Consider the following 24,643-nt stretch of genomic DNA (forward strand, 5'->3'; position numbering starts at 1 on the left):
CCGTTGCGGATCGTCATCGCCCCTAGCGGGTTCAAGGAGTCGCTGAGCGCCGACCAGGTGGCGGCCGGGATCGCCCGCGGGGTGCGCCGGGTCGTCCCGGGCGCCGCCGTCGACCCGCTGCCGCTGGTCGACGGCGGCGAGGGCTCGGCGGCCGCGCTGGCCCGCACGACCGGCGGGTGGATCGTGCCGCGCGTCACCATGGGCCCGGTCGGACGGCCGGTGGAGTCGCACTACGCGATCATGGGCGGGCCGGGGCCGCGGACGGCGGTGGTGGAGATGGCGGCGACGGCGGGGCTGCGGCTCGTCCCGCCGGACGCGCGCGATCCGGGCCGGACGACCACCGCCGGAGTGGGCGAGCTGATCGCCGCGGCGCTGGACGGCGGTGCCCGCCGGATCCTGGTCGGCTGCGGAGACTCGGGAACCTCGGACGGCGGCGCGGGGGCGTTGCGGGCCCTCGGCGCCCGGCTGCTGGACGCGGCGGGGAACGACCTCCCGCCGGGCGGGGCCGCGCTGTCCCGGCTGGACCGGATCGACGTCGCCGGGCTCGATCCGCGCCTGGCCCGCACCGAACTCCTGGTCGCCTGCAACCCCTGGAACGTGTTGTGCGGAGAGCACGGCGTGGCACGCGTCTACGGGCCGCAGAAGGGTGCGACCCCCGCACAGGCGGAGGCGCTCGACCGGGCCCTGCACCGCTGGGCCGGCGTCCTGGAACGGGACCTGGGCGTGCCCGCCGGGCTCGATCTGCGCACCGGGCCGGGCACCGGGGCCTCGGGCGGGCTCGGCGCGGGCCTGGCCGCCGTCGGCGCCCGGCTGCTGCCGCGCTTCGAGGTGCTCCTGGAGCACGTGGACCTGGACGGGCTGCTCGCCCGCGCCGATCTGGTGATCACCGCCGAGGGGGCGATCGACCGGCAGACCTCGCGCGGCAAGATCCCCGCCGAGGTGGCGCGGCGGGCCAAGCGGTACGGCAAGCCGGTCCTGGCCCTGGCCGGGACGATCGGCCCGGACGCCCACCTGGTCTACGGCAGCGGGATCGACGCGTTCGCCGGGATCCTCCCCGCCCCGGTGGACCTCGCGGAGGCGATGTCCCGGGGCGAGGAGTTCCTGGCCGACGGCGCCGAACGCGCCCTGCGCATGGTGCTCCTGGGCACCGCGCTCACGCGGTGGCGGGCTCGGGGGCCTTCCGCTCCCCGGCGGGCGCGGACGCGGCGGTCGGCTCGGCGGGGACGGCGTTGAAGACGTCCTCGTCCAGCAGCTTCTCGGAACGGGCCACCAGCACCGGGACGGTGAGCTGCCCGGCCACGTTCAGCGCCGTCCGGGCGGAAATATTCAGTGCCGGCGCGACCGGGTCGCCACCCGGACGATCCCCACCACGCCCAGTCCGACCAGCAGCGCCGGGCCCAGCATCCGCGGGTCCGCGACCGGATCGCCGGACAGCGCCGCGGCGATGAAGATCCCGGCGACCGCGAGGAAGAACAGCCCGGTCACCGCGGACCCGGGATCGAACCCGCGCCGTCCCCGGCCCTCCGCGGGGCGGGCGTCGTCGGTGCGTTCCGGTTCAGACACGGGTCACCTGCACATCGCTCAGCCTGCCGCGGATCCGCAGCGCGATCACGGGCGGATTCCGCACCTCCGGGGGCTCGGGCTCCAGCACCTCGTTCGCGCGGGCGCCGGGGCCGCCGATCGTCCGGCCCGCCAGCGCCAGATCGCCCAGCGTCACCCTGGCGTCGATCTCCACCCGGGCGCTCCGCGGCAGCGTGATGTCGAGTTCGCCGAAGGTGATCTGCGCGTTGACGGTGATCCGCTGCCCCGGCTTCAGAGGCAGCGCGGTGAGGTCGAGCCGCCCGCTTCCCGCCGCGATCTTGTACTCCTGCTGGGTGCCGGCGATGTCCATGGGCCGCCACTCCACCTCCCCGTAGCGGGCGTCCCGGGGCGCCTCCGCGGCCACCGACGTGGTCAGCAGCGCGCAGGTCAGGACGGTGCCCATGGTGGCCAGCCCGTGCGCCCGGAACCAGCCGCCCATCAGCAGCCCGCACCCCACGACGGCCAGCGCGGACGCCGTCACCAGCATCGCCCACTGCGGTCCGGGGTAGGTCTGCGCCACCGGCCACACCGCGGCCGCGACCGCCAATCCGGCCAGCAGGGTGATGGACGTCAGCGCCGGACGCCGTTTCCCGACCTTCTGCGCGGGCGGGCCCCCGGCCCGGCACTGCGGCGCCTTTTCCTTCGGCGAGGCCTCGGCAGGCGTGTCCGCGGGACGGCTCAGCGCGGCGAGATCGATCATCCCCTCGGGCAACCGGCCCCCGCCCCCGTCCGAGTCCTTCTCGAGCGAGACGGACCCGCCGGCCCGTCCCCGCGTCGCCGCCGGCCGCTCCGGCTCCAGCGGGAAACCGTGCAGCCGCTCCGGGAACGCCCGCGCGACCGCGCCCAGATCCACGCCGCGGGCGTGCGCGACCAGCATGACCAGCCCGGTCACCGTCACCGTCGCGACCACGGCCGTCGGCGGCTTCGGCCCCAGCAGGCCGTTCCCCATCAGGCTGATCGCCACCGCCGCGCACAGCAGCGCGCCGAGGATCGACAGCGTCCCGGCGGCGTCGAACCGGCGCCGGAACAGCTGCTCCAGCAGCGCCGGCCGGTCCGGCGCGGCGGGCATGAACAGCGCCGCGGCCACGTACAGCAGGATCCCCTGCCCGTTCGCCAGCACCAGGATCGCGAAGCCGATCCGGAACACCACGGGGTCGATGCCCGTGTGCCGTCCCAGGCCGGTGCACACCCCGGCCAGTACGCGGCCCTCGGTTTCGCGGGACAGCCGCGAGCGGGGGCCGGGCGCGTTCTGCTCGTCCGCCATGGTCCCCATCGTCGCGCCCGGCCACCCGCGCGCGGTATCCGGGACGCCCCTGACCCGCCCCTGAGGAAAACCGCAACCTGATCAGGGCAGCGCCCTGATGCGGCCCTGGCCGGGCGATGTGACGATCGTTAACGTGGGGAGTGCGATGGTGAGCGAGAAGGCGGCGCCGGCACGGCTGGAGCGGCACGGCGAAGGCCGGCTGCTCGCCGGGGTGTGCCGCGGCCTGGCGATCCATCTCGGCGTCGACGTCGTCTACGTGCGCGGCGCGTTCGTGCTGCTCACCCTGGCCAGCGGTCTGGGCGTGATGGCCTACATCGCGTTCTGGACGCTGGTGCCGATGCCCGCGTCCGAGAAGGCGCCGTCCCGGCGGGCCGGCACCGACTGGGGCCAGCTGCTGGCCTACACGGCGGTGGCCGCCGGTCTGACCGCCCTGACCTGGGGCGCGGGGTTCGAGCAGGTGGCGCTGTGGCCGTTCGTCGTGGTCGGGGTCGGCGCCTCCATCCTCTGGCAGCAGGCCGATCGCGACCAGCGGCAGCGCTGGGTCGTCCCGCTGCGGCAGAAGTGGCTGCGCAGCGTGCTGGGCATGCTGCTGGTCGTCGGCGGGATCGGCGGGTTCGTGGCGCAGCGGGTGGACGTGGCGCAGGCCCGCTCCGTGATCATCGCGATGCTGATCATCCTGACCGGGGTGGCGGTGATCGTGACCCCGTGGGTGGTGCGGCTCTGGCAGGACCTGGACGCCGAGCGGCACGAGCGGATCCGCTCCCAGGAGCGCGCCGAGCTGGCCGCGCACGTCCACGACTCCGTCCTGCACACCCTCACGCTGATCCAGCGGAACGCGCACGATTCCCGCGAGGTGCAGCGGCTCGCCCGGTCCCAGGAGCGCACCCTGCGGACCTGGCTGTACCAGCCGCGCGCCGACCCGGACCAGACCCTCGCGGCCGCGATCCGGCAGATCGCCGGCGAGGTCGAGGACGACCACGGCGTGCCGATCGAGGTGGTGTGCGTCGGCGACACCGAGCTGGACGAGCGGCTCGGCGCCGCCCTGCAGGCCGCCCGCGAGGCGATGGTGAACGCCGCCAAGTACGCCGAGGCCCCGTCGGTCTCGGTGTACGCCGAGGTCGAGGGCGACGACGTGGCCGTCTTCGTCCGCGACCGGGGCAAGGGCTTCGACCTGGAGCAGATCCCGGCGGACCGGATGGGCGTGCGAGGGTCCATCATCGGACGTATGGAGCGCAACGGCGGGACCGCCAGGATCCGCACCGCGCCCGGCGAGGGCACCGAGGTACGACTGGAGATCAAAAAGACATGAACACCGTGGTGCTGGTCGACGATCACCAGATGTTCCGGACCGGGGTGAAGGCCGAGCTGGGCGACGGGGTGGAGATCGTCGGTGAGGCGGGCGACGTCGACGAGGCGGTGGCGGTGATCCGCGACCGGAAGCCGGACGTGGTCCTGCTGGACGTGCACCTGCCCGGCGGCGGGGGCATCGAGGTGCTGCGCCGCCTGCACGGCTCGGTGCCGTCCCGGTTCCTGGCGCTGTCGGTGTCGGACGCCGCCGAGGACGTGATCGGCGTCGTCCGGGGCGGCGCGCGCGGCTACGTCACCAAGACGATCTCCGGTCCGGAGCTGACCGACGCGATCGCCCGGGTGGCCGAGGGCGACGCGGTCTTCTCGCCCCGCCTGGCGGGTTTCGTCCTGGACGCGTTCGCCGCCAGCGACGTCCCCGCCGTCGACCCGGAGCTGGACCAGCTGACCCAGCGCGAGCGCGAGGTGCTGCGGCTGATCGCGCGGGGTTACGCGTACAAGGAGATCGCCAAGGAGCTGTTCATCTCGGTCAAGACGGTCGAGACGCACGTGTCGAGCGTGCTGCGCAAGCTGCAGCTGTCCAACCGGCACGAACTCTCCCGCTGGGCCGCCGCCCGCCGCCTCGTCTGATTGGAGAGTGCGGACGGCGGCCGGATGTGCCACTGTGATCGTAAATGTCGCTAATGTTCGCTGGGGAAAATGGACGGTAACGCAGCACGGGTCTTCTTCATCACCGGCGTGCAGGCGGCCGGGAAGTCCACGGTGGCCCAGGCGCTGGCCGAACGGCTGCCGCGGTCGGCGCACGTCCGGGGCGACGCTTTCCGCCGCTTCATCGTGGGCGGACGCGCCGACATGAGCCCCGACCCCACCAAGGAGGCCCTGGCCCAGTTGCGGCTGCGCTACCGCCTGGCGGCCGATGCCGTCGACACCTACGCCGAGGCCGGTTTCGACGTCGTGCTCCAGGACGTGGTGCTCGGCGACATGCTTCCTTGGGTCGCGGCCCAGATCCGTACGCGGCCTCTATACGTGGTGGTGCTGGCCCCGCAGCCGAAGGTCGTCGCCGAGAGAGAGATGGCGCGGCCCAAGCGCGCTTACGGCGCGTTCACCGTCGACGACCTCGACGAGGTGCTGCGCCAGACCACTCCGCGGATCGGCCTCTGGCTGGACACCTCGGACCAGACCGTAGAGGAGACCGTGAACGAGATCCTGGAACGCGCCGTCCCCCACGACTGAACGTCTCGGCAGTTGCCTCAGTCGCCGCGCGAGTGCGCTACCTGGCCGGTGAGGCGACGCCGGAGGCGAGCTTCACCGGGCAGATCGCGAAGCGATGTCGCGCTCGCACCAAACCCGGTCAGGGTGCGAGCCGCCAGGCGAGCACTCTGGGCCGGGATTGAAATAAACACAGTCAGGTGGTATTGACCACCAGGAACGCCTCCGCCAACCGCCCCTCCGGCAGCCCCGCCGCCGCCGCGTTGGACCCCAGCCAGGCCCGCACCATCTCCTCCAGCCCGTCGCCCAGGTGCGCGGTCTGGCTCGCGTGCGCCTTGAGCGCCGCGAGCTTGCGCGGCAGGAACTCGGTCACGTCCACGTAATGGTCGGCGGACGGGCCGCCGCTCAGCCAGACCTCGCGCGCCGTCCACGCCGCCAGGCCCTCCTCGGCCAGCAGCTCCGGGAAGGCGTACGGGTTGCGCGCGTCCGGATAGACGGCGTCCAGCGTCGCCGACCCGACCGCCCGATGATCGGGATGGCTCGGGTAGATCCGCTGGTAGTTGCGTTCCGGGCTGGAGGTCACCACCCGGTCCGGACGCACCTGCCGGATCACCCGGGCGATGTCGCGGCGCAGGTCCAGGGTCGCCTCCACCCGGCCGTCCGAGTAGCCGAGGAACCGCACGTCGGTCACGCCCACGGACTTGGCCGCCGCGCGCTGCTCGTCCCGCCGCAACTCGGCCATCTCCGCGCGGGTGATGCCGTCGTCGAAGCCGCCCGCGTCGCCGTCGGTGACCATCAGGTAGACGACCTCGACGCCCTGCCCGGTCCATCCCGCGATCGAGCCGGCGCTGCTGAAGTCGACATCGTCGGGGTGCGCCATCACGGCCAGCACCCGCTGAATCTCGCTGTCGTCGAGAACGCTAGTCACGCCTCCAGCCTAAGCGCTCCCCGCCAATCCTGATCTTCGGCCGGCGGGCCCCGAACCCGTGCGGCCGGGCCTGGGACGGGAGCCCGTCCGGGGGTACAGCTGAGACATGCGCAAACTCATCAACGCCCCGGCGGACGTGGTGGCCGACGCGCTGCGCGGGCTGGCCGCCGCCCACCCCTCGCTGCGGGTCGACCCGGACGAGCGGATCATCGTGCGGGCGGACGCGCCCCGCACCGGCAAGGCGGCCCTGGTGTCGGGCGGCGGTTCCGGCCACGAGCCGCTGCACGGCGGGTTCGTCGGGTACGGGATGCTCGACGCCGCCGTCCCCGGCGAGGTGTTCACCAGCCCCGTCCCCGACCAGATCCTCGCCGCCACCATGGCCGTGCACGGCGGCGCCGGCGTCCTGCACGTGGTCAAGAACTACACCGGCGACGTCCTGAACTTCCGGATGGCAGCCGAACTGGCCGAGGACGAGGACATCGAGGTCGTCCCGGTGGTGGTGAACGACGATGTCGCGGTGGAGGACAGCACCTTCACCGCCGGCCGCCGCGGCACCGGCGCCACCCTGTTCGTGGAGAAGATCGCCGGCGCGCTGGCCGAGGAGGGCGCCGACCTGGCGGCCGTCGCCGCAGTGGCCCGGGAGGTCAACGAGCGCAGCCGCTCCTTCGGCGTGGCGCTGTCGCCGTGCACCGTGCCCGCCGCCGGGCAGCCGACCTTCGAGCTGGGCGAGGACGAGATCGAGCTGGGCATCGGCATCCACGGCGAGCCGGGCCGGGAGCGCGCCAAGGCCATGCCCGCCGCCGAGGTCGTGGACGCCGCGCTCACCGCCATCGACGCCGACATGCCGCTGGCCGGCTCGGAACTGCTCGTGCTGGTGAACGGCATGGGCGGCACCCCGCTGATCGAGCAGTACGTCGCCTACGCGGCGGTGGCCGACTGGCTCGCCGGGCACGGCGCGACCGCCGTGCGGCCCCTGGTCGGCCCGTACGTGACGAGCCTGGAGATGGCGGGCTGCATGGTCTCGGTGTGCCGCCTCACGCCCGAGCTGACCCGGCTGTGGGACGCGCCCGTCGAGACCCCGGGGCTGCGGTGGGGCCGATGACCGGTCTGGACTCGGCGGCGGCCGCGGGGTGGATCCGGCGCGCCGCCGAACTGGTCTCCGCCGACGTCGAACGGCTCACCCGGCTGGACGCCGCCATCGGCGACGGGGACCACGGCCACAACCTCGACCGCGGCTTCACCGCCGCCGTCGCCGCGCTTCCGGAGCCGGGCACCGCCACCCCGGGCAGGACGCTGATCGCCGCGGGCCGCGCGATCGTGTCCAAGACCGGCGGCGCGTCCGGCCCCCTGTACGGCACCGCGCTGCGCCGCGCGGGCAAGGCGTTCGGGGACGCCGGCGAAGTGGACGCGGGCACGCTCGGCGCCGCGCTGCGGGCCGCGCTGGACGGGGTGCAAGAGCTCGGCCAGGCCGCCGAGGGCGACAAGACGATCGTGGACGCGCTCGCCCCCGCCGCCGCCGCGTACGGGACCGCGCTGGAGGGCGGCGGCGACCTGGTGACCTGCGTGCAGGCCGCCGTCGCGGCCGCCGAGAAGGGCGCCGAGGCGACGGTGCCGATGCAGGCCCGCAAAGGACGGGCCAGCTACCTGGGGGCGCGCAGCGCCGGGCACCTCGACCCCGGCGCCGCGTCCACCGTCGTCATCCTGCGCGCGCTGGCCGACACGGTGAATAAATGAGGGGGATCTGATGGTCGGGATCGTGGTGGTCGCCCACAGCAGGATGTTGGCGGAGGGCGTCGCCGAACTGGCCCGCGCGATGGGCGTCGGCAAGGCGGTGGTCGAGCCCGCCGGCGGCGACTCCGAAGGCGGCCTCGGCACCAGCGTCGAGCTGGTCGAACGGGCCCTGGAGCTGGCTCAGGAAGGGGACGGGGTGGTGCTGCTGGCCGATCTGGGCAGCTCGGTGCTCACCGCCAAGCTGGTGATCGACGAGGCGGAGGGCGATGTCGTGCTGGCCGACGCGCCGCTGGTCGAAGGCGCCGTCGCCGCCGCGTCGATGGCCGCGACCGGCGCCGACCTGGGCGCCGTGGTGGGCGCCGCCGAATCCGCCTACGACCACCGCAAGAGCTGACCCCTGGGCCGCCGCGCGGGAAAGCCACGTCCCGGTCGGTTGCGGGGTGCGGAACCGTCCGACCGGGACGTGGGGCCTGCCCTGAACCGTCCTACCCGGCGGAACCGCGGAGCAGGACGTCCAGCGGATCTTGCAGCGCGGCCCCCTCCGCGGAGGGGTCGCCGCGGATGTCGAACACGTCGGGGGCGGCGCCGCCCGGCTCGCTCACCGAGATCCGGTAGCCGGGCAGATCGGCGCCGATCTCGCCCATCGGACCGCGCACCCGCGCCTCGCTGAACGACTCCACGGCCTCCCGCACCCTGGCCGCCTCCTTCTCCGGCAGCTCCGCGGTGTCGTAGTCCGCCACCACGGTCGCCCCGCCGGCGAAACCGCCGACGCGCTCCACCGTCACACGCATACCGCCCTCGCCTTCTTCGCCGTCCTGGACGGGCCACCCCATCGTGCCCGCTCACGGGCGCGGGGAACGGGAGGAGTCCCGTTCCCCGCACTGGGCGTGCGTACCGCGCGTGCTACTTCGAGAAGGCCCGGCGCAGCTCGGCCATCTGGTCGGCGAGGATGTCGTCGTCGTCCAGCGGGCCCCCCTTGCTGAGCTTCTCCGGGTCGATGACCTTGTACTCGGGCATCTGCATGGTGCCGCAGCAGCCCCTCCGGTTCTGCTCGGCGCGCAGGCTCGCCGACTTCTCGTCGCGGATCTGGACCTCGGTGACGTCGCTGCCGTCCCCGGTGTACTCGGGGTTGGCCAGGTCGACGCGCCCGCTCATCAGGTCCTGCAGCTCGGGCGCCGCGACCGTGGTGATCTCGCGTACCGCGAACCGGTTCCGGATGAAGGTCCGGTAGATCGCCGGCTCGCGGTCCTCGGCGGACAGCTGCAGCATCTTGTTCGCCACGTCGACGAACTTGGCGCCGATCGGCGGGGACCCGATGATCGCCCTCAGCAGCAGGTTGCAGAGCCGGTGGGCCACCTCGATGAGCAGCACCGTCGGGTCCTTGGAGTCGATCTGGCGGCGGAGCTCGAAGGCGTAGATGTCGGCGAGGATGTCGTAGATCGCGCCGGTGAACACCTGCGAGATGTCGTGCACCTCGTTGCCGACCTGGCTGAGCTTGAGGTCGTTGTCGGCGTTGCGCAGGCCGTAGTCGCGGCCCAGCCCCTTGCCGAACTCCTCGGCCACCGCCGACAGGAAGTTCTTGTCGTGCAGGTTGGCGCGGGTGATCGCGACCAGCGCCTCGGCCTGGTCGGGCTGGGCGAGGGTGAGGAAGACGGCGGTCAGGTCGCCGAAGGCCTCGTGCAGCCCGCCGGTCTGCGGCGGGTTGCCCGCGCTCAGCCAGCCGGGCTTGAGCCCGTCCAGGATCGCGTGCCCCATCTCGTGCGCGACGATGTCGAGGGACCGGCAGGTGAAGATCGGCTGGGGCTGGCCCGTCGGCGTGAAGAAGAAGAACTTCAGGACCTTGCCCGTGCGGCTGTAGAAGGCGTTGCGGTCGACGCCCGCGCGCGGGTGCACGGTGATCCGCTCGGTGTTGCCGCCGGTGTTCCAGGCGAACCGGATCGGGCCGCCGAGGTGGCGCTCGTACATGGTCAGCGTCTGGCGCGCCACGGCGAACGTGTGCGCGCAGTCGAACTGCGGCGAGTTCACCGGGAAGACGAAGTCGCCGTTGATGTTGCGGGCGACCGGTGTGATGCCGTCGAGCTGGGTCGTGATGCGGGTGTCGGTCGGGCCGTTCAGGACGACGCTGGGGATGAAGCTCACCCGGACGCCCAGCTGGGGGACCGACGGGTCCTGCTTGTAGATCAGGAAGCGGTGGCCGGTCACTTCCGGCACCGGGACTGGAACGGACTGCGGAGCGGGCGTCGCGGCCGCTCCCTCCATGCGGACGAGCTGCGGGATCTCCTCCTCCCGCGCCGGGGGGACGCTGACGCGCGCGCTTGCCTGCTCGAGTTCGTGCTGGCGCAGGATGTCCTGCTGGTGGATCGTCATCGATGCACCTTTCATGTCCGTATGTAAGTGCCTAGTGACGCTTTGCGACCTGCGTAGACGTCAAGAATCCCAGTCGAGATGGCTGGTGCATGTCCCAAAGATCGACGTCGAAGCCGATGCCGAAGCCGTACCCCTCCGCCCGGCCCACATTCCGCCGGTCAGAAAGATCAGTCAACCCTGGGTCCGACTGTGGGCGATCCTTTGTCCGCATCCGGACCGGCGGCCGCCGATCGCCGGTCCCGGCGCCCGGACGGGGTGCGCATCACTTGCCCGGACGACCCCGGAGCCGCCAACAAGAACCGGTGGCGGGCCGTAGACTCGCACGTGATGTCGAAGACCGAAGTCCACTCCCTGCTCGACGGCCTCAACCCGCAGCAGCGCGACGCCGTCGTGCACTCCGGCGGGCCGCTGCTGATCGTCGCCGGTGCCGGCTCGGGCAAGACCCGGGTGCTCACCCACCGGATCGCCCACCTGCTGAGCGAACGGGACGTCCACCCCGGCCAGATCCTGGCGATCACCTTCACCAACAAGGCCGCCGCCGAGATGAAGGAGCGGGTGGACGCGCTGGTCGGCCCCCGGTCCCGCGCGATGTGGGTGATGACCTTCCACTCCGCGTGCGTGCGGATCCTGCGCCGCGAGGCCAAGCGGCTGGGCTTCCCGTCCGGCTTCTCGATCTACGACCAGGCGGACGCGCAGCGCCTGATGGCACTGGTCTGCCGCGAGCTCGACCTCGACCCCAAGCGCTACCCGCCCAAATCGTTCTCCGCCCAGGTCAGCAATCTCAAGAACGAGCTGATCGACTACGAGACGTGCAAGGACCGGGCCTCCACCCACATGGAGCAGACGCTCGCCGAGGCCTACGAGATGTACCAGGCCCGGCTGCAGCAGGCCGGCGCGATGGACTTCGACGACCTGATCATGCTGACGGTCAACCTGCTCCAGGCCTTCCCGGAGGCCGCCGAGCACTACCGGCGCCGGTTCCGGCACGTGCTGGTCGACGAGTACCAGGACACCAACCACGCCCAGTACGAGCTGGTCCGCGAGCTGACCGCCCCGGTCGACGGGGTGGGCGCCGCCGAGCTGTGCGTGGTGGGCGACGCCGACCAGTCGATCTACGCCTTCCGGGGCGCCACGATCCGCAACATCCTGGAGTTCGAGCGCGACTACCCGCAGGCCACCACCATCCTGCTGGAGCAGAACTACCGCTCCACCCAGACGATCCTGTCGGCCGCCAACGCGGTGATCGAGCGCAACGCCGACCGCAAGCCCAAGAAGCTCTGGTCCGACCAGGGCGAGGGCGACAAGATCATCGGCTATGTCGCCGACAACGAGCACGACGAGGCCGCGTTCGTCGCGCAGGAGGTCGATCGGCTCACCGACGACGGCGCGGTCCGTCCCGGCGATGTCGCGGTGTTCTACCGCACCAACGCGCAGTCCCGTGTGTTCGAAGAGGTCTTCATCCGGGTCGGGCTGCCCTACAAGGTCGTCGGCGGCGTCCGGTTCTACGAGCGCAAGGAGGTCCGCGACCTGCTGGCCTACCTGCGCGTCCTGGGCAACCCGGAGGACACCGTCTCGCTGCGCCGGATCCTGAACGTCCCCAAGCGCGGCATCGGCGACCGCGCCGAGGCGTGCGTGGAGGCGTACGCGGCACGGGAGCGGATCTCGTTCTGGCAGGCGCTGCGGCGCCCCGAGGACGTCCCGGGCATGGCCACCCGCTCGATCAACGCCGTCCGCGAATTCGTCGCCCTCCTCGACGACCTGCGCGCCTCCGCCCAGTCCCTGACGCCCGCCGATCTGGTCGACCAGGTCCTGACCAAGAGCGGGTACGTCGCCGAACTGCAGGCGTCCAAGGACCCGCAGGACGAGACCCGCATCGAGAACCTGCAGGAGTTCGAGGCCGTCGCCCGCGAGTTCGAAGAGCGGCTGGACGGCGAATCGGCCGAGGGCCGCCTGGTCGAGTTCCTGGAGCAGGTGGCCCTGGTCGCCGACGCCGACTCCATCCCGGGCGGCCCCAAGGGCAACCCCGTCCCGCCCGGCGAGCAGCCGGACGAGACCGAGCAGGGCGTCGTCACGCTGATGACCTTGCACACCGCCAAGGGCCTGGAGTTCCCGGTCGTCTTCCTCACCGGCATGGAGGACGGCGTCTTCCCGCACCTGCGGGCCATGAGCAACCCCAAGGAGCTCGAAGAGGAGCGCCGGCTCGCCTACGTCGGCATCACCCGGGCCCGGCAGCGGCTCTACCTGACCCGGGCCACCATGCGCAGCTCGTGGGGCGCCCCGCAGGTCAACCCGGCGTCCCGTTTCCTGGCCGAGGTCCCGGACAGGCTGATGAAGTGGGAACGCGAGGCGTCGTCCTCCTCGTCCCCGGCCATGTCGCGGATGGCCGCCCGGCCCGGCGTGCGTTCCCCGGGCAACCGGCCCATTCCCACGCTCTCGGCGGGCGACAAGGTCACCCACGACTCGTTCGGCCTGGGCACCGTGGTCACCGTCGACGGCGCCGGCGACCGCGCCGCCGCCAGCATCGACTTCGGCGGCGAGTACGGGGTCAAGCGCCTGGTCCTCCGCTACGCCCCGGTGGAGAAGCTCTGACCGTCGGCGTTTCAGCTGTCGCCGGCTGAGGTGAATGCCGCGGCGTGGTCGCGGACGAAGTCGGCGACGTCGCGCGGGGGGCGGCCGAGAAGGTCCGCGACCGTATCGGTGGTGAAGTCTCCCCAGCCGGAGACATATGCCTGCGCGTACTCCTCGAGCATGTCGACGGTCCATTTCGGAACGCCGGAGCCGAGCAGTGTCTTGCGCTTGGCGTCGTCGCTGACCGGCAGGTATGTGATGGAGCCGCCGAGAGCGAGCCCCAGTTGGTCGGCGACCTCGTCGAACGTCAGCGAGCGCGGGCCGGTGAGCGTGTAGGTCTCGCCGTGGTGGCGATCCGGGTCGTCGAGGAGCACGCTGGCGGCGCACTCGGCGATGTCGCGTACGTCGATCATGCCGATCCCCGTCGAGGCCATGTTCAGCGAGAACGTGCCGGTGGCGGAGATGTCGCCCGCCTCGTTCAGCAGGTTCTGCATGAACCAGTGTGGACGCAGGATCGTCCAGCGCAGGCCGCACCGTTCGGTCTCCCGGTCGGACAGCGCGTGCAGCCTGCCGCTGCGGTTCGGCGCGTGGTGTGCCGCGCCGACGACCGACAAGCGCACGATGCGCTCCACACCGGCCTGGCGTGCGGCCCACACGGCGTTCATGTTGTTCTCGGGAGCGCGCGGGCCGTTCGGGGTGAGCAGCCATACGTCCTGCACGTCCTCGAAGGCCGGCGGGAGTGACCGGGCGTCATCGAGGTCGCCGATGACGACCTCGGCGTTCCGCTCGCGCGGGCCGTCCGCTTTGGACTCGTCGCGGACGAGGGCACGAAGGTTCACATCGGCCCCTTCCAGCGCGTTCATCAGCGGGGTGGACACGGTTCCGGTGGCTCCGGTGATCAGCACGGTGCGCGACACGTTCAGCTCCTTGGATCAGTTGGTCGAGGTGGTCGAGGTGGTCGAGGTGGTCGGTGTCGGGCCGAGGCCTTGGTGAACTGAGATCTCCGGGCGCTTCGCCGCGGCCCGGTCGACGGTGATGCGTTCCAGGAGCCAGAGTGCGACGGACCCCGCCGAGAGGGTGCCGCCCAGGACGCACACGCCGGTCCAGCCGCCGTGCACCCAGACCACCGAAGTCAGCGCGGAGCCCGCCGCGCCGCCGACGAAAAAGGAGGTCAGGAAGGCGGAGTTGATCCGGTTGCGGGCTTCGGGCCGGAGCGCGTAGAGGACGTTCTGGTTGCTGTTGAGCACCGCCTGATGCGCCAGGTCCAGCACGAGCACGCCGGCGAGCAGCCAGACCAGCGAGCGCGCCCCGGCGGCGATCGGCAGCCAGGACGCCATGAGCAGGAGCGTCCCCGCGCCGGTCACCGCCTGCACGTACCCGCGGTCGGCCAGCCGCCCCGCCACCGTGGCGGTGAGCGCACCAGCGGCGCCGACCAGGCCGAAGAGGCCGATGGTCGACTCCGACCAGCCGTACGGCGGCCGCACCAGCAGGAAGGCCAGCGCCGTCCACAGCACGCTGAACGAAGCCATGTCCAGGGCGGCGATACCCGCCCGCCACCGCAGCAGCGGCTCGTACCGGAACATCGCCACCGTCGAGCGCAGCAGGCCAGGGTAGGACAGGCGTCGGCCGTCGCCGCCCAGCCGGGGCAGGAAGACACGCAGCAGCACGGCCATCAGTGCCATCAGGACCGCGTTCGCCCAGTAGACCGTCCGCCACCCGCCCAGCTCCGACAATGCTCCGGACGCGGTGCGCGCCAGCAACAGGCCGAGCATCAGCCCGGTCATCACCGTGCCGACCACCCGGCCACGCTCGGCCGGGTCCGCCAGCGTCACCGCGAAGGGCACCACGACTTGCGCTCCGACCGAGGTCAGCGCGGTCAGGGCTGTACTGGCCAAGAGCACTGTGCCGTTGGCCGCGGTGGCCGACACCAGCAGGAACACCGCGGTCGCCGCGTAGAGCGACACGGCGAGCCGCCGCCGCTCCACCAGGTCGCCGAGCGGCACCAGCAGGATCAGCCCCAATGCGTACCCGCCCTGCGCGGCCGTCACTACCAGCGCCGCAAGCGAGGGTCCAAGCCCCAGTTCCCGGCCGATCAGGTCGAGCAGCGGCTGCGCGAAGTAGTTGCCCGCGACCGCCAACCCGGTCGCCACCGACATGAGCAGGAGCAGCCCGCGCGACAGTCCGCCGTCCGGAAGGGGTTTCGTCGTCATCATGCGCCCAGCCTCGGCGATGAACGATCAATGAGTCCAACACATGTTTGTCATTGACAACGATCGCGTATGACGATTGATCCATGGAGCTTCAGCAGATGCGCTATGTCGTCGCCGTCGCGGAGACGAGCAACTTCACCCGCGCCGCCGAACAGTGCCTGGTCGTCCAGTCCGCGCTGAGTCACCAGATCGCCCGGCTGGAACGTGAGCTGGGCGCCAAGCTGTTCGACCGCACCAGCCGCCGCGTCCGGCTGACCCCGGCCGGCGAGGCGTTCCTCCCCGCGGCCCGCCAGGCTCTCGACGCCGCCGAACGAGCCCGCGCCGAGGTGGCGGCCGCCGGCGGCGAGATCCGCGGCCGGCTCGCCATCGGCGCCATCCCCACCGTCGCGGCGGTCGACCTTCCGACCGCGCTGAAACAATTCCACCTGCGGCATCGGCAGGTGCGGATCAGCCTTCGCTCGGGCGCGAGCGAGGAGCTGATCGAACGGGTGCGGCAGGGCACTCTGGACGCCGCGTTCCTGGGGCTTCCATTGGGCGTACGGCCCAAGGGCGTCCGCGGCCGCGAACTGGCGCGCGGTGACCTCGTCGCCGTGGTCGCGCCCGACCATCCGCTGGCGGACGAAGAAGACGTGGACCTGCGCCGACTGTCGGACGAACCGTTCGTCGACTTCCCCGCGGGCAGCGCCGCGCGGGCCCAGTCCGACGATGCCTTCGCAGCGGCCGGAGTCCGGCGCGAGGTCGCCTTCGAAGTGACGAGCGTGGACTTCATCGCTCGCCTGATCCGGCAGGGCCTGGGCATCGGGATGCTGCCCGCCGCCTTCGTGTCCGAACTCCCCGATCTGCCCGTCCTCCGGCTTCGCGACGCTCCCGCCCGCGTGGAGCACCTCATCTGGAGTCGCTTCCCGCCGTCCCCCGCCGCCGCGGCCTTCCTGTCCGCGCTGGGCGTCTCGGCAGCGGAATCCTCCCTACCGCCGAGCACATGACGGGACGGCTCGGCCGCCATCGCCCGCCGAGCCGTCCGGCCAGTGGTCAGGCGGCCCGGTGGCGCGGCTTTCTCAGCACCTCCACCAGGGCCGAGACGCTGTGCTCTCGGCGGCCGTCGGCCACGGCCCGTTCGATGAGCCCGTACAGGGGCTCCAGCCAGGAGTGGTCGACGCCCGATGCCGCGCCGAACCGGCGCTCGTCGTCCAGCGCCTCGTGGAAGATCCGGATGGACGAGGCCGGCTCGGTGTAGTCGCCGCTGTCGATCTCTTTCGCGAGGACCGGCAGGATGGAGCAGATCATCTCCAGCCATTTCACGCTGTACGGGACCAGCGTGCCCGCTTCGCGGCCGCGCGCCGTGACGAGCGCCGCGCCCTGGAGGAAACCGACGAGCACGGGCAGCAGCGTGGCGCCGACGGCCGTCTCGTACAGGGCGGCGAGGTCGGGTTCGGCGCCGAGGTGGACGGTCCGGCCGCCCAGCGCCCGCAGCGTCGCCTCGTGCTCGTCGAACACGGTCCTGTCGCCGCTGTAGTACAGCAGCGTGTCCGGTCCGCCCACGGCGGCGGGCACGTCCTTGACCGCGCCGTCCAGGAAGCGGGCGCCCTGCCCGGCCGCCCAGGCGGCCGTCTCGGCGGCGCGGTCGGGGGTGCCGCTGTTGAGGGTGACCAGGGTGCGTCCGGCCAGTGCGGCGCCGTCCGGCCCGAGGGCCCGCAGGGTGATGTCGTACGTGGTGAGGCAGGCGATGATCAGCGGGCCCACGGTGAGGGCGTCCCTGATCGACTTCGCGTGGCGGGCGCCCTTGGCGACGAGCGGTGCGGCCTTGTCCGCGGTCCGGTTCCAGACGGTGACGGGGTGCCCGGCTTTGATGAACGCCTCGGCCAGCGCCGTGCCCATCGAGCCGAGCCCGAGGACGGTCACGGGGGTGCGATTGTTGCCGGTCATGACGCTCCAGTTCGGATTGAGCGGTTCGGGGATGCGGACCCCATGCTGCGGCGTTCACTGACAATCGATCAAGTACCTACAATTTCTTCGGGTACTGACGATTTTGTTCGTGGAGGGCGGAATGAAGAGGCGGTCGTACACGTGCGGGCTGGATGCCGCCATCGCCGTCATGGGCGGCAAATGGAAGGGGCTGATCCTTTTCGCGCTGCACGAGGGGCCGGTGCGGTTCGGGCAGCTGCGGAGGGCGGTCCCGGGCATCAGCGAGCGGGTGCTGATCCTCCAGCTACGGGAGATGGAGGCCAGCGGCCTGGTGCACCGGGAGGTGTATCACCAGGTGCCGCCGAAGGTGGAGTACTCGCTCACCGATTTCGGGCAGTCGCTGAACACCGCGCTCGGTCCGCTGGGCGAGTGGGGCGAGGAGCACATCGACCGTATCGAGGCCCTGCCCTGAGGGGGCGCGTGCTTCAGGCGGCGAGTCCGCGGAGGAAGCGGTCGAGGAGCGCGGTCTGCCGGGACGGGGGGAAGGCGGCGGGGTCGAAGAGGGCCTGCAGGACGAGGCCGTGGGCGAAGGCCGCGGCCGTGGCGACGGTGTCGTCGATGTCGGTTTCGGGTGGGAGTTCGCCCCGGTCGACGGCCGCTTCGACGTGCGGGCGGAGGCGGGCGCGCCAGCCTTCGTAGCGGGCGGTCTCGCGGGTGAACAGCTCCGGGTCGCCGAGCGAGCCGTCCCATGAGCCGACCCAGACGCGGTTCATCGCGGTGGCGTCGGGGGTGAGCGGGAGGACGTCCAGGAGCGCGGCGCGGAGGGCGGCGAGGCCGGGGGCGGCGGCGCGCCGGGCGCGGGCGGCGGTGCGCTCCTCGGCGATGTCGAGGGCGTGCGAGACCAGGGCCTTCTTGCTGGGGAAGTAGTGCGTGAGCAGGCCGGTGGAGGCGTCCATCTCGGCGGCCACGGCGCGCAGGGTCAGGCCGCCGAAGCCGCGTTCCGCCAGCACCCGCCAGACGGCCTCGGACACGTCGCGGCGGCGGGCATCGTGATCACCTCGTGCGGGCATTCCGCTAGTGTACGTAACAAACGTTGGGTATGCACGCAGGGAGGTCTCATGCTCACTGTCCAGTTGGCGGAGGGGGTCGAGTTCCGGACGCTGGAGCCGTGGCAGTCGGCGGAGTTCGCGGACCACGCGGAACGGGTGCGGGAGGACATCTCGCCGTGGATCCCGTGGGCCGCCACCGTGACCGACGCCGCGTCCGCCCGGGAGATCCTCGTCTCGTACGCCCAGCGGGCCGCCGCCGACGACGGGCGCATGTACGGCATCTGGATCGACGGCGTGCTCCAGGGCGGGACGGTCTTCCGGAAGTTCGACCCGGTGCTCCTCAATTGCGAGATCGGCGTCTGGATGGGGGCGGCGGGACAGGGGCGCGGGCTTATCACGAAGGCCGCCCGCCACATGCTGAGATGGGCGTTCGAAACGCGTGGAATGGCGCGCGTGGAATGGCAGTGCGATCCGGAGAACCAGCGCAGCATCGCGGTGGCCGAACGGCTGGGAATGACCTGCGAAGGCACCCTCCTGAAGGCGTTCGTGATGAACGGTCAACGCCGTGACGTCATGATCTGGTCGCTGCTCGCCAACGAATGGGAACGATCCACCTGAGTCTCAGCCGGACGGTGTTCCCCGGCGCACCAGCGCGAAGCCCAGGACGGCGGCCAGCAGGACGACGACCACGCCCAGGTGCACGAGCCAGAGCGCCGCGGTGCCCGCGTTCACCTCGCCGGGCTTGAGGATCGCGGTGGTCCAGCGCGTCCGGTCCCAGACCATTCGCACGTCCGTGGGATGTGCCGGATTCCTGGTCGTGGCCTCGTGCTCGAGTACTTCGCCCGGGCAGAGGTAGTAGTCGGTTTTGGAGAGGGCGTTGAATCCACCGCTTTCCCACTTGTCGGGGATGAGGCGGCAGGTCTGCTGCTCGCCCGCGATGGTCAGCCAGACCGCTCTTGAACTCCGGTCATTGTTGTTGGTGGCGAAGAAGAGCAGCGCGATCGCGACGAGCGCGATGTTGAGAAGTGCCGGCGTCCGGTAGGTGTTGCACGTCAGGCAGACGATGAGCAGGCCGAGGACGGCGAGCGACAGCACCACCGCCGCCCTGGTGACGCCCGGGTAGGTCATGAACGCGACGGCGTTGCCGGCCAGGAGCACCGGAATGACCAGGGTGAGGACGTTCGCCAGTGGCGGCGCGATCGCGCGGTTCGAGCCCATCAGGGATCCGCGCATGTAGAGACCCCCGCCGGTGATTCCGGCCGAGAAGATCGCGTTCCACAGACTGCCCTCGCTGTCGCGCACGCACAGCACGCCCAGGCTCCACCCGAAGGTGGCGATCCCGTACCAGACGAGGAACGAGGCCAGCCGCCGGGCCTTCGTGAACGCCGCGGCCCCGGGCTTGAACTTCTGGAAATCCGATCCGACCACCGCCATGAACACCACGAGGGCGCCGAGCGCGCTCAGCGTCGCGCCGACGCCCGACCACTCCAGCGGGGACAGGACGAACACGGTGCCCAGCACGTGCGCGAAGAAGCTGGGGGCCAGGCAGCCGTAGGCGGTGCTGAGTTCGGCATCGGCGTCGAACCCCTTCTTTTTCTTCTTCGCCCGGGTCGCGCTGGTGTCCGCCCCGGAGGGCTTGGCCTGGTCTGCCGGTGGCAAGGGATCTCCCTGTGTTCGGGGGGCAGGGCGATCAAAAACTGTGCAGCACGACCGTGCGCGACCGCAAGGCCACGGAGGGGTTGTTTCAGGAGGCCGCCGCGCGTGCTTGGAAGCCGGTGAGGATCGTGTGCAGATGATCGGCCATGGCCCGTCCGAACACCGGGTCGTTGAGGTCGGTGTCGACTTCGTGGATTTCCACAAGTGAGCCGGCGAGACCGTCCCGCACGGCGTCGAAGAGGGCGGCGTCGGCGGCGGGGTCGTGGAACGGGCCGCCGGGCGCGCTCAGCGTGGACAGGCCGCGCAGCGGGAGGTACACGGCGGTGGGGGCGGCGGCGTCGCGGAGCGCGGCCGCGACCCGGTGGCCCAGCTCGCCGCTCTCGGCCGGGGTGGTGCGGACCATGGTCGCCGACGTGTGCGTGTGGACGCGCCGCCCGGCCAGACGGTCGGGCGCACTGGAGTCGAACCGGGCCATGTCGAGCCCGCCGGGGCTGACGACCTGCGGGACGCCGTTGCGCGCCGCCGCCTCCAGGCGTCCGGCCGCCGGCCCGCCGCCGAGCAGCTCGGTGGACAGCTCCAGGAGGGTGGCGTCCAGCGCGGCGGTGAGCAGGCCGCCGGCGGCCATCGCCTCGTACGAGCGGCCGCCGGCGAACACCAGGACCTCGTAGCCGAGGATGCCCAGCAGCTCGCGCGCCGCGCTGACGCCCGGGCCGGTGACGCCGGCCAGGGTGGCTCCGACGATGGGGCCGTCGGCGGTGGCGGCCGGACGGCCCGCGGCGTACCCGGTGGCCATCCCGGCGATCGCGGCGGCGGCGTTGGCCAGCACCCGCGAGGAGATCCGGTCGATGCCCGCGATGTCCACGACGCTGTACATGACGGTGAGGTCGGCGCCGCCGATGTAGGGCGAGACGTCGCCGGAGCTGGAGATCATCAGCTTGGGCACACCGACCGGCAGCTCCCGCATCGCGGCGGCGGAGACGTGGCCGCCGATCGCCAGGACGCCGTGCAGCCGTCCGCCGCGGAAGAGCCGGCGGACGACCGCGGCGGCCCCGCGTCCCATGCCGTCGGGGCCGGTACCGCCGGCCCGGGCGACCTCCTCGCGCGGCACGTCGGGATGCACCACCGGCTCGTCCCGTACGCCGACGTCCACCAGGACGACCTCGGCGCCCAGCGATTTGAGGCGGTCGCGGATCCACGCGTACTCCAGGCCCTGGACGTCCAACATACCGATCAGTACGACAACTGGCATATGAGCACTGTTGGCGGCCGCGGGCGGGCCGGACAATCGACGGCGTCGCCCCAGTTATCTGGCGTCGCGGCGTCTCGGGCTAACCCGGACAGAAGGTGTGAACATCCCGCAGGGTAGTTTTAAGCTCCGTGCGGCCGATTGACTCCTTACGTGCCGCCACCTCACGTCACTCTGCCCCCCGGAGCCCCACTTGGACGTAGAGCAGGTTCTCCTGCTGCTCTTGGCCGCGCTGGCGGCCGGATGGGTCGACGCGGTCGTCGGCGGGGGAGGGCTCATCCAGCTCCCCGCGCTGATGCTGCTCAACCCGACCGCGCCGGTCGCGAGCGCGCTGGCGACCAACAAGATCGCCTCGATCGCGGGCACGTCGTCGGCCGCCGTCGCGTACCTGCGCAAGGCCAAGCCGGACCTGGAGGTCGCGCTGCCAGGGGCGGGAGTGGCGGTGGCGTGCTCGGCGGGCGGCGCGCTGTGCGCCGCCGCGATCTCCTCGGAGGTGCTCAAGCCGGTCATCATGGTGGTCCTGCTGGCGGTGGCCGCCATCGTGGTGCTCAAGCCCGACCTGGGCCGCGTCCCCAAGATGGTGCTGCGCACCCGGCGCCGGGTGGGCGCTGCGGTGCTGGTCCCGGGCGTGCTGATCGCCTTCTACGACGGACTGGTCGGGCCGGGCACCGGAACGTTCCTCGTGATCACCTTCACCACCCTGCTGGGCACCGACTTCGTCAACGCCTCCGCCAACGCCAAGATCATCAACACCGCCACCAACCTGGGCGCGCTGCTGGTGTTCGCCGCACAGGGCCAGGTGCTGTGGGCGATCGGACTGGCGATGGCCGTCTGCAACATCGTCGGCGCCCAGATGGGCGCCCGCATGGCGATCAACCGCGGCGCCGGCTTCGTCCGCGCGGTCCTGCTCTGCGTCGTGACCGCCCTGGTCATCAAACTCGGCTACGAGCAATTCACCTGAGCCGCGCCCAGGCGACCTTTTAGGCGGCGCCCAGCAAGCGCCCACCAAAGAGGGGCGAGGCATTCACTTTCGTCCAGTGCGAGACCGGGACAGCGCCCGCAGGATGATCACTGTGCTGAGTGTCCTCACCAAGTCCTCCTCTGACCATGCCGACGACGGCGGCTTCCTCTCCTTGATCCACCGGTTGGGCGGCGCCTCCATGCTCATCTCGCCGCTGCTGCTGCTGGTCGGGGAGTCGCTGCGGATCCAGGCCGACCTCCTCTCGCCCGACGGGCCGTCCACCGGGTTCGCCTATCCCGGGCAACTGGCCGCCTACCAGGACCACCCGGCGCTCATGACGGCGTCGTACGTCGTCTTCGCGCTCGGCTGGTTCGCCCTGTGGCCGGCGTTCCTCTCGCTTGCCGCCCTCATCGGCAGGACGAGGCCCGGGTGGGGACTGCTAGGAGGCGCGTCCGCCCTCATCGGGCTCATCGCCTTGGCCTTCTATGAGGGCATCAACCATCTCGCCTTCCGGCTGGTGGACCACCAAGGATTGGCCACCGCCACCGCCACCGTCGGCGACGCCTACGCCTCCCCGAACCTCGCGTACGCGCTGACCGCCGCGTACAACCTCGGCTGGATCGTCCTGGCGATCGGCGCCTACCTCTCCCGCACCCTTGGCCTGTGGCAGTCCCTCTGCCTCGCCCCGATGACCCTGCACGCCACCGGAGTGCTCAAGGCGGGCGAACCACACGGCATCGCCTTCATCCTGGTCCTCCTGGTCGCGTTCGTCCCGCTGGGCCTCACCCTGGTACGCGGCGCGGTTCCGGCCCTCCGTGCGGCGCCTCGCGGATCGGGAGCCGACGCCGGTACGTGACGCACCGCCACGCCCATCCCGGCAGGCCAAAGCGGAATCCCTCGGCCGGTTGTCGTCCCAGCCCATCGGGTAGAAGACCGCGCGTCCCCGCATCCTGTCCGGGCGGATCGGCCGCCTCCTCCAGGGTGGGGATCCGCTCGCCGGTCAGCGCGGGTGCCCCTGGGCTTAATGTCCGGTCGGGGTGGGGAGGGGGCGTTCCAGGGCGGAAAGGGTCAGCAGGACCAGTGAGGCCGTCCAGCCGAGCGGGGCGACCGAGGCCGGGTTCCCGCGCTCGTCGACCTTTTCGGGCAGCACGCCCAGGGAGGTTCGGTGAGCGGCGAGCCAATCGAGGTGGCTCACTGCCTCGCCCGGACGGCCCGAGGCGGCCGCCGTCAGCGCGAACAGCGCCGTCTCCGGAGTCCAGGCGACCCCGGGGTTGCCGGACCATTTCTCGCCGGGCAGGACGCCGCCGTTCGGCAGTCTGGTTCGCTGGAGGGCGTTGGCGACGGCGTCGGTTACGCCCGGGTCGGCCGGGGCGAACGGGGGCGCGATGAATGTCACAGATGTGTCCATGAGGCCGCCGCGGACGGGTGAGCGCGGGTAGCCGTAGGGCGTGAACTGGCGTGTGACGGCCTCGGACACTCGTTGTGCGGCGCGTTCCCAGCCCGCGGCCTTGTGGTGCTGCCCGACCCCCAGCGCGAGGGACGCCGCCGAACGCAGCCCTGCGAGTACGGGGCCGACGACGCCCAGAGTCGGGCGCCGGGGGTCTTCCTCGGTGTCGGGCTTGCGTTCCCAGTAGTCGGAGGACGGCGGGGGCAGTCCCTCCGCGTCCAGGGACTTGGCCAGGCGGTCGGCGGACCGTACGACCATCGGCCACAGTTCGGGCAGTTCCGCTGCGGCGGCGGGGGCGCGGTCACGGAACAGCCAGCTCGCCCACAGCATCCACCCCAGCGAGTCGAGTTGAGGCTCGCGGCCATCGGCGACGGCGGTCCCGTCAGGGTGGTAGCGGGCCGCCCACTGGCCGTCCTCGTCCTGGACGCGGGCCATGAAGCTTAGGATGCGCTGGGCCTCCGACTCGTGCCCCGTCATGGTGAACGCCGCCGCCGTGAACGCCGAGTCGCGCGGCCACGTGTAGTGCCAGGCGCCGTACCAGGACGCCAGGGAGGCCCCGTTGGGACGGGTCAGGAGCCGCAGGTCGAGCAGCGCGCGCTTGGCCATCTCCTCGTAGACCCGCCGGCTGTCGTCCGGGACGGTCTTCCCGCCGTTGGGGACGAGGCCGCCGTCGAGCCAGATGTTGTCGGACAGCACCGCCGCCTCCACCTGGGGGTCGGACCCCTCCACCGTGATGGTCGTGCCGGTTCCGAAGGGGACGAGCCGGACCCTGCCGTCCTTGAGCCGCAGGACGGAGCTGCCGGGGATGTAGGAGGCGCCCGCCGCGTTCTCCACGGAGATCGGGACGCCGGCGAACGGCCAGCCGCCCCCTCCGACCAGCCCGGGGCTGGCGAAGCCGGGGCCGCCCTGTCCGGGGAAGGTGGTGGCACCGCAGGTGCCCACCAGGGCGGCCACGAGCAGGAGCGCGGCCGTACGCCGGACCTTCTTGAGCGTGGCCCCCCTGGGCGGCCCGATCCGGTCTACGGCCAACGGCGTGCCTCCCCCTCATCACCCTGCCTTCAGGCAGTCACCCTGCCTTCCCGCAAGGCGGAAGATAAGTACATCAACCGCCACTAAAGGGATCATCCTCCTCAAGGAGCAAACCCGATATCCTCCTTAAGGTTCATACCCCCATACATCCTCGGCCTATCGGAGTGCAGGGCCCAGACGCTTCGGGCGG

25 protein-coding genes are annotated in these 24,643 nt (G+C 71.8%); 13 read left to right on the forward strand and 12 right to left on the reverse strand.

Annotated elements, in window-relative coordinates; all coding sequences use genetic code 11:
* Positions 1 to 3: 3 nt before the first annotated feature.
* Positions 4 to 1,233 carry a glycerate kinase gene (locus ABD340_RS40435; protein WP_344596552.1) on the forward strand — a complete coding sequence of 410 codons (1,230 nt, stop codon included), beginning with the start codon at positions 4 to 6 and terminating at the stop codon, positions 1,231 to 1,233.
* Positions 1,234 to 1,326: 93 nt separating this feature from the next.
* On the opposite strand, the gene ABD340_RS40440 is transcribed toward ABD340_RS40435, so the two are convergent.
* Together ABD340_RS40440 and ABD340_RS40445 are read right to left on the reverse strand one after the other, a co-directional pair.
* On the reverse strand, positions 1,327 to 1,563 hold the full coding sequence (locus tag ABD340_RS40440) for a hypothetical protein (protein WP_344596554.1): 237 nt from the start codon (positions 1,561 to 1,563) through the stop codon (positions 1,327 to 1,329).
* Positions 1,556 to 2,845, reverse strand: coding sequence for a PspC domain-containing protein (locus ABD340_RS40445; protein ID WP_344596555.1), 1,290 nt, complete (start codon positions 2,843 to 2,845; stop codon positions 1,556 to 1,558). Before ABD340_RS40445 ends, ABD340_RS40440 begins: the two co-directional genes overlap by 8 nt.
* A 145-nt stretch (positions 2,846 to 2,990) precedes the next feature.
* Between ABD340_RS40445 and ABD340_RS40450 the strand changes: the two genes are divergently transcribed.
* The 3 genes from ABD340_RS40450 to ABD340_RS40460 all read left to right on the forward strand — a co-directional run bounded on the left by ABD340_RS40450 (position 2,991) and on the right by ABD340_RS40460 (position 5,383).
* Positions 2,991 to 4,154, forward strand: coding sequence for an ATP-binding protein (locus ABD340_RS40450; protein ID WP_344596557.1), 1,164 nt, complete (start codon positions 2,991 to 2,993; stop codon positions 4,152 to 4,154).
* Positions 4,151 to 4,780 (forward strand): LuxR C-terminal-related transcriptional regulator, encoded by a 630-nt coding sequence (locus ABD340_RS40455; protein WP_344596559.1) that lies wholly within the window; start codon positions 4,151 to 4,153, stop codon positions 4,778 to 4,780. Before ABD340_RS40450 ends, ABD340_RS40455 begins: the two co-directional genes overlap by 4 nt.
* 69 nt (positions 4,781 to 4,849) lie before the next feature.
* Positions 4,850 to 5,383 (forward strand): phosphotransferase-like protein, encoded by a 534-nt coding sequence (locus ABD340_RS40460; protein ID WP_344596561.1) that lies wholly within the window; start codon positions 4,850 to 4,852, stop codon positions 5,381 to 5,383.
* A 172-nt stretch (positions 5,384 to 5,555) separates the two neighbouring features.
* Here ABD340_RS40460 and ABD340_RS40465 read toward each other — a convergent pair whose 3' ends face one another.
* Entirely contained in the window at positions 5,556 to 6,239 is a 684-nt protein-coding gene (locus ABD340_RS40465; protein ID WP_344596794.1) for a PIG-L deacetylase family protein, read from the reverse strand.
* A gap of 154 nt (positions 6,240 to 6,393) precedes the next feature.
* On the opposite strand from ABD340_RS40465, the gene dhaK reads away from it, so the two are divergent.
* The 3 genes from dhaK to dhaM are packed head-to-tail and all read left to right on the forward strand — an operon-like array spanning position 6,394 to position 8,412.
* The gene (gene dhaK / locus ABD340_RS40470) at positions 6,394 to 7,389 is read left to right on the forward strand and encodes a dihydroxyacetone kinase subunit DhaK (RefSeq protein ID WP_344596563.1); all 996 of its coding nucleotides are present in this window, start codon (positions 6,394 to 6,396) and stop codon (positions 7,387 to 7,389) included.
* A complete protein-coding gene (gene dhaL, locus ABD340_RS40475) occupies positions 7,386 to 8,021 on the forward strand; it encodes a dihydroxyacetone kinase subunit DhaL (protein ID WP_344596565.1) in 636 nt (211 codons plus the stop codon). The genes dhaK and dhaL overlap by 4 nt, the downstream gene beginning before the upstream one ends.
* A gap of 10 nt (positions 8,022 to 8,031) precedes the next feature.
* Positions 8,032 to 8,412 carry a dihydroxyacetone kinase phosphoryl donor subunit DhaM gene (dhaM, locus tag ABD340_RS40480; protein ID WP_344596566.1) on the forward strand — a complete coding sequence of 127 codons (381 nt, stop codon included), beginning with the start codon at positions 8,032 to 8,034 and terminating at the stop codon, positions 8,410 to 8,412.
* Between the two features lie 91 nt (positions 8,413 to 8,503).
* On the opposite strand, the gene ABD340_RS40485 is transcribed toward dhaM, so the two are convergent.
* Both ABD340_RS40485 and ABD340_RS40490 read right to left on the reverse strand, forming a co-directional pair.
* Entirely contained in the window at positions 8,504 to 8,809 is a 306-nt protein-coding gene (locus ABD340_RS40485; protein WP_344596567.1) for a protealysin inhibitor emfourin, read from the reverse strand.
* Positions 8,810 to 8,921: 112 nt separating this feature from the next.
* Positions 8,922 to 10,385 carry a gluzincin family metallopeptidase gene (locus ABD340_RS40490; RefSeq protein ID WP_344596568.1) on the reverse strand — a complete coding sequence of 488 codons (1,464 nt, stop codon included), beginning with the start codon at positions 10,383 to 10,385 and terminating at the stop codon, positions 8,922 to 8,924.
* Positions 10,386 to 10,712: 327 nt separating this feature from the next.
* On the opposite strand from ABD340_RS40490, the gene pcrA reads away from it, so the two are divergent.
* Positions 10,713 to 12,974, forward strand: coding sequence for a DNA helicase PcrA (pcrA, locus tag ABD340_RS40495; protein ID WP_344596569.1), 2,262 nt, complete (start codon positions 10,713 to 10,715; stop codon positions 12,972 to 12,974).
* An 11-nt stretch (positions 12,975 to 12,985) separates the two neighbouring features.
* On the opposite strand, the gene ABD340_RS40500 is transcribed toward pcrA, so the two are convergent.
* Both ABD340_RS40500 and ABD340_RS40505 read right to left on the reverse strand, forming a co-directional pair.
* Positions 12,986 to 13,870 (reverse strand): NAD(P)H-binding protein, encoded by an 885-nt coding sequence (locus ABD340_RS40500; RefSeq protein WP_344596570.1) that lies wholly within the window; start codon positions 13,868 to 13,870, stop codon positions 12,986 to 12,988.
* Between the two features lie 15 nt (positions 13,871 to 13,885).
* Positions 13,886 to 15,166 carry an MFS transporter gene (locus ABD340_RS40505; RefSeq protein ID WP_344596571.1) on the reverse strand — a complete coding sequence of 427 codons (1,281 nt, stop codon included), beginning with the start codon at positions 15,164 to 15,166 and terminating at the stop codon, positions 13,886 to 13,888.
* An 80-nt stretch (positions 15,167 to 15,246) separates the two neighbouring features.
* Between ABD340_RS40505 and ABD340_RS40510 the strand changes: the two genes are divergently transcribed.
* Complete coding sequence (locus ABD340_RS40510) at positions 15,247 to 16,146, forward strand: LysR family transcriptional regulator (RefSeq protein WP_344596572.1); 900 nt, start codon at positions 15,247 to 15,249, stop codon at positions 16,144 to 16,146.
* Positions 16,147 to 16,192: 46 nt separating this feature from the next.
* On the opposite strand, the gene ABD340_RS40515 is transcribed toward ABD340_RS40510, so the two are convergent.
* Positions 16,193 to 17,086, reverse strand: coding sequence for an NAD(P)-dependent oxidoreductase (locus ABD340_RS40515; protein WP_344596574.1), 894 nt, complete (start codon positions 17,084 to 17,086; stop codon positions 16,193 to 16,195).
* Positions 17,087 to 17,207: 121 nt separating this feature from the next.
* On the opposite strand from ABD340_RS40515, the gene ABD340_RS40520 reads away from it, so the two are divergent.
* Entirely contained in the window at positions 17,208 to 17,537 is a 330-nt protein-coding gene (locus tag ABD340_RS40520) for a winged helix-turn-helix transcriptional regulator (RefSeq protein WP_344596576.1), read from the forward strand.
* A 13-nt stretch (positions 17,538 to 17,550) separates the two neighbouring features.
* Here ABD340_RS40520 and ABD340_RS40525 read toward each other — a convergent pair whose 3' ends face one another.
* A complete protein-coding gene (locus ABD340_RS40525) occupies positions 17,551 to 18,135 on the reverse strand; it encodes a TetR/AcrR family transcriptional regulator (protein ID WP_344596577.1) in 585 nt (194 codons plus the stop codon).
* A 48-nt stretch (positions 18,136 to 18,183) separates the two neighbouring features.
* Here ABD340_RS40525 and ABD340_RS40530 point away from each other — a divergent pair, with 48 nt between their 5' ends.
* The gene (locus ABD340_RS40530; RefSeq protein ID WP_344596578.1) at positions 18,184 to 18,732 is read left to right on the forward strand and encodes a GNAT family N-acetyltransferase; all 549 of its coding nucleotides are present in this window, start codon (positions 18,184 to 18,186) and stop codon (positions 18,730 to 18,732) included.
* 3 nt (positions 18,733 to 18,735) lie between these two features.
* On the opposite strand, the gene ABD340_RS40535 is transcribed toward ABD340_RS40530, so the two are convergent.
* Together ABD340_RS40535 and ABD340_RS40540 are read right to left on the reverse strand one after the other, a co-directional pair.
* A complete protein-coding gene (locus tag ABD340_RS40535; RefSeq protein ID WP_344596579.1) occupies positions 18,736 to 19,773 on the reverse strand; it encodes a hypothetical protein in 1,038 nt (345 codons plus the stop codon).
* Positions 19,774 to 19,858: 85 nt separating this feature from the next.
* A complete protein-coding gene (locus ABD340_RS40540) occupies positions 19,859 to 21,019 on the reverse strand; it encodes a Tm-1-like ATP-binding domain-containing protein (protein ID WP_344596580.1) in 1,161 nt (386 codons plus the stop codon).
* Between the two features lie 190 nt (positions 21,020 to 21,209).
* Between ABD340_RS40540 and ABD340_RS40545 the strand changes: the two genes are divergently transcribed.
* Positions 21,210 to 21,977, forward strand: a complete 768-nt coding sequence (locus ABD340_RS40545; RefSeq protein ID WP_344596581.1) for a TSUP family transporter — start codon at positions 21,210 to 21,212, stop codon at positions 21,975 to 21,977.
* A gap of 103 nt (positions 21,978 to 22,080) precedes the next feature.
* The gene (locus ABD340_RS40550) at positions 22,081 to 22,833 is read left to right on the forward strand and encodes a hypothetical protein (protein ID WP_344596583.1); all 753 of its coding nucleotides are present in this window, start codon (positions 22,081 to 22,083) and stop codon (positions 22,831 to 22,833) included.
* Positions 22,834 to 22,998: 165 nt separating this feature from the next.
* On the opposite strand, the gene ABD340_RS40555 is transcribed toward ABD340_RS40550, so the two are convergent.
* Complete coding sequence (locus tag ABD340_RS40555; protein WP_344596585.1) at positions 22,999 to 24,453, reverse strand: glycoside hydrolase family 15 protein; 1,455 nt, start codon at positions 24,451 to 24,453, stop codon at positions 22,999 to 23,001.
* Positions 24,454 to 24,643 lie beyond the last annotated feature (190 nt).

This window comes from Actinomadura vinacea, from assembly GCF_039532545.1.
Taxonomy (GTDB): Bacteria; Actinomycetota; Actinomycetes; order Streptosporangiales; family Streptosporangiaceae; genus Spirillospora; species Spirillospora vinacea.